Raw genomic sequence first — 4,251 nt, 5'->3', positions numbered from 1 at the left:
CGGTCGGCGCGCGCCAGGCGGGACGCCGCGCTGAAGATCGAGGTTCGGCGCGTCTCCGTCAACGTCGCCATCGACCCGGATGCGGTGCCCGCTACCAAGATCGATCTCGATAATGCCCAGGCTCTTCCGTCGACGCGCCGTCGGCCACCTCCCGCGGTGGCACAGACGGCCCAATCTCGACCGGCACGAACGGCGCTATACTCGCTTCACCGTGCTTGCGAAGCTCTTCGCGCCACCGGAACAGCTGGCTCACATGAAGACCAGCCATGCGAGCCACCTCGGAGACACTGGCTCCGGGCTCGAGCGATGCTGCAACGAGCCGTTCCTTCTCATCCTGCGACCACCGGCGCCGCCGCTCGACCGATGTGATCATCTCTGCCCGCGAAATCGTCATAGCGCTTCTCCTAGGATTACCCCTAGGACCTGCAGCCCTCGCGTCCCTCAAACAAGACGGCCTTTGGCGGAGGCATACTCTTCTCCACGAGCGTGCGGAGGTTCATCATGTCATCGGTCATCGGTGGTTCCTCGAATCAGGTTGGTGTCAGCAACCCGACCCTACCGGCGAACTGCCGGTGACCACCGTAAAGCCGCCCGCCCGCTACGGCGCTATGTGAGGGCGCGCGTGCGGGTGGCTTTGCTCTACCGAGCTACACCATCACTGGGGACACGACCCGCTTGGTGGGCCCCACCTTTTTTGAAAGGAGCTCGCGAATGGCCACCGCATCGAGCTTGTAATCGGCCAGAAAGTCTCAGCTCTCCTCTTCCAATGTCTTCGGCCGCTTGCCTCGGAAAATTTATGCTTGAGAGCCAGATCGAAGAAAAAGCGTTCTTGCATCGCTGAATGGCTCTGCGATGCGCACATCTAATCGCGCCGACCAGGACAAGTGTTTAACTCGATGGCCAAGGACGGCCCGCGAACTGACCAGACACTATCGCGAGACTGTTCTCGCATACTCGAATGTGGGATCGGAGTTTAAAAAAACGCCTCCGGGGGGGCATGCCGGCGGCGTTTTGGAGGTCAAATGCCGAGATCGGCTTCCTTTCTACTTTTAGCGGTTTGCCAGAGCGTCACCAATTGCGCTGCGCGTGGAGTAGCATCGTGAGGCTGTTTTGGTTCTTCAGCTCATACGCAGCCCCCGGCTTTGCGATACCCGATTGCAGCGGCAACGTCACAGTGCTTCCGCTCGCGTACTTCTGGTCCAGCATCGTGTAGTTAAGCTCGGCCAAGAAAGTCAGACCCTTGACCGGGGTCCAGGAAGTGTATGTACCGACACTTGAATAGTTGAAGTCGGGGTTACAGCCAGCAAACCCGCTCGATAACGCGAGTCCTGGGACCAGCGCACCGCAAAGAAAGCCCTTGGCGGTGCCGTTATAGCGCACAGCGCCCCATCCACCGTAGATGGCGGTGGCCCAGTGCGGATCCCAGTTGTGGGTGTAGCCGCCGTTAAAGCCGAAGGTAGTAGTCAACTCCTGACCGGAGCCATTCACGAACACGGAGTCAGAAACCCCGGCAAATCCGACGCTCTGGTAGGCGCCCGCCAAGCTCGTACCGCCGTACATCGCGAAGGTGCTGGAGATATAACTATGGAAGTTATAGCGGCTGGCACCTTTCGTATACACGCCCTGGAGGTTCAGTGTATCCCCCGGGCCGGTCGGGAGACTCTTGATCGACAATGCGAGCTGACCAGCCCAGCCCCACTTGTCGTCCGGATGGCCGGTAACCTCAGTCGCGCCATAGTAGGCCGCATGGTTATCGTGGGCGGCAACCGACGCCTGGAACAGGCCCCAAGGCTGATCAGCACGAAGCATTGCGACAAGGTCTGGGGCGCGCGTTCCGCCAATGTCACTGGCACCATACGTCCCGGTAGCGAGACCTGCGGGAGTCGCAACGCTCACGTTCCAGATGTTGGTTGTGTAGTTAACAACTTGGTCCTGGGCCGAAACAGAGGCGGTGATACCGTGGCCGAAATCGGTGGTGTAGGTGAACTGATTCACGCGCTCCCAGCCGCCGCTGCCCACCACGTCGTACCAGTTGGCCGGATAGTCCGACCAGGGCGAGTTGAACTGGGATTGCGCCCTGCCGATTGTAAAACCAGCGAACTGAATGAAGGCGTCGTAGAGAGCCAATGTACCGCCAGCGACGGCACCCGGATTGGCGTTGTTCGGTGCGGAAACCCCGCCGAGCGACTGGTAGACGGTCGATCCGTTTCCTTGCGCCGTGTATCCCCCCGTAGTCCACCTGTACCCGGCTGAGAAATAAGTGCGCAGCAGGCCAAATTCGGTCGCCGTCCGCGTATCGATGTTCAGAGTTTCCTGAGATCGGGCCGTATAGTTATTGCTGAGTCGGTTTTGCGCGCCACCCAAACCAACGTCAGCGGTGCCAGCGATAACATTCGAGCGCAAGCTAAACCAGGCACGCACAAAACCGCTAAGCTTGATGCAAGTATCAGTGCCCGGAATATAGTAGAATCCGGCACCATAGAGCGAGCAGACCTTTACGTACTCGATAGGCTTCGCCTTCACCGGAAGATCGGCCGCCTGCGCCCCGGCTACTGCAAACATTGCTGCAGAGCATAGGGTAAGACTCGTCAGCTTCATTGATGAACCTCCAAGCTGGAAATTTCCGTCCTTTCAAGATCCGCCGCGACTAGCCTCGCCGACGCTTGACGGAACAACTTCGAGGTGTCCCCCTCGCTGTCGGCTAAGCTTTACTTACAAAAATCAATTGCTTCAATTAATTAATTAGGGAGCGCGTCCTTTATCGAGACGCGTCGCAATTTAGCAACATTCGGACCTAGAGCGAAGGAAGCAGCCTTAGGAACCGATTATTACCGATTATCCTTGGTGAGGAGGCTCAGAGTTGCCCCAAATCCAGCGTACGTGGAACCAGCTCGTTTGGGAACTACAAGCCGAGGGGCCCAAGGTTAATTACATTAATTGCACATGTCAATTTATGATACGCGGGAGCAGGGCGCCTATGCGGAGAAGGTGTTCAAGATCGATATGTGCGATTTAGTTAATGAGAAAGCGCGTGCATAAGCACAGACCTGAAACGGAAAGACCAACATGGCCGAAAAAAAACAAGTCAATAGAGCCGTTACGGACTTCATCTGGAACATCGTGGAGATCCACTCCCAACTGGAGGCAATACACAAAAGTTGGGCCGAGATGCTAGGAATGACCGAACCACAATGGTTGATCCTAATGGCGATTGACGAGCTCGACCAAGGTCGCGGCGTCTCGGGAATTGCGGTTGCGAATAAACTGCGAATCCACCCCGCCTTTGTTACTAACCAGACAAAAAAACTCGAAGCTATGAAGTTTCTAGCCCGTGTAACATCGCCTGATGATGCAAGATTCCTGCAGATCTCGCTGACTCAAAAGGCACGGGCTGAAATCATGAAGCTGTCCGACAAAAGAGAAGCTCTCTACTCAACCATGTTCGGTGGTCTCGATGAGGAGTCCCTTGACTACCTCAACAGACGGCTAACCTCGATCGCGAAGAATAGCCGATTCGCATCGCAAAAGCTGAATATTGGCGCATTGTAGACACGAACAGATAGCTGGCGCTTTGCGCAAAGCCGTCGAATAGCACGCTTCGCAAGCCGCAATTGCTAAAGCGGGATGAAGTTAGCTTGAATCGATTTGTGATTCCCAAATCGGTGGACTTCTGATTCACCATGCTGGCTGGGCCGGAGGCAAGCATGGATGGGCAAGCCTTACTCTTTGGATTTCAGGAAGCGCGTCGTTGCGGCGGTTGTGAGCGGCGGGCTGTCGTGCAATGAGGCCGGCGAGCAGTTCGGAGTTGCGGTCAGCACGGCCATTGGGTGGGTGCGCCGTAAGCGGCAAAGAGACCCCGTCTGGCGCAGGGGGTGAGCAATCAGCTATCGGCTGCTGAGTTTGTGAGCCGATGTGAGCTTCTATGTCTGCGCCTAGTTCTGGAACTAGAACCTTCCATATGATTGAAGCGGTCGCCGACCGTCTTGAGGGAGCGCCGCGGCAGCTTCGCCGCCGCTGGTCGGACGAGTTTAAGGCCCAAGTCGTGACAGAGGCGCTGGAGCCTGGCGCGAGCGTATCGGCGATCGCTCGCCGGATTGGCATTCACCCCTCGCAGCTGTTTGCCTGGCGCCGTGATGCTCGGGCGGAACGACATTATCGCGAGCGGCACTCGAGTTGCGGGGGTGAGATGGCGTCTTTGTCAGGCGCAGTGATCGAAATTGCCATTGGCGAGGTGATCGTGCGCGCCGGCGC

At 57.3% G+C, this 4,251-nt stretch carries 4 protein-coding genes; 2 read left to right on the top strand and 2 right to left on the bottom strand.

Going from position 1 to position 4,251, the window contains the following annotated elements:
- Nucleotides 1-91 precede the first annotated feature (91 nt).
- Both tnpA and H8B02_RS45725 read right to left on the bottom strand, forming a co-directional pair.
- On the bottom strand, nucleotides 92-394 hold the full coding sequence (gene tnpA, locus H8B02_RS45730; protein ID WP_229172283.1) for an IS66-like element accessory protein TnpA: 303 nt from the start codon (nucleotides 392-394) through the stop codon (nucleotides 92-94).
- A gap of 674 nt (nucleotides 395-1,068) precedes the next feature.
- Nucleotides 1,069-2,598, bottom strand: a complete 1,530-nt coding sequence (locus H8B02_RS45725) for a porin (RefSeq protein ID WP_229172282.1) — start codon at nucleotides 2,596-2,598, stop codon at nucleotides 1,069-1,071.
- Nucleotides 2,599-3,066: 468 nt separating this feature from the next.
- Here H8B02_RS45725 and H8B02_RS45720 point away from each other — a divergent pair, with 468 nt between their 5' ends.
- Together H8B02_RS45720 and H8B02_RS45710 are read left to right on the top strand one after the other, a co-directional pair.
- Entirely contained in the window at nucleotides 3,067-3,549 is a 483-nt protein-coding gene (locus tag H8B02_RS45720) for a MarR family winged helix-turn-helix transcriptional regulator (RefSeq protein ID WP_229172281.1), read from the top strand.
- A gap of 409 nt (nucleotides 3,550-3,958) precedes the next feature.
- Nucleotides 3,959-4,251: transposase (locus H8B02_RS45710; RefSeq protein ID WP_229172280.1), on the top strand; the 293-nt coding region annotated here is incomplete at its 3' end.

Source organism: Bradyrhizobium altum (genome assembly GCF_020889705.1).
Classification (GTDB): Bacteria; Pseudomonadota; Alphaproteobacteria; order Rhizobiales; family Xanthobacteraceae; genus Bradyrhizobium; species Bradyrhizobium altum.
This window is presented reverse-complemented; position numbering and strand designations above follow the sequence as displayed.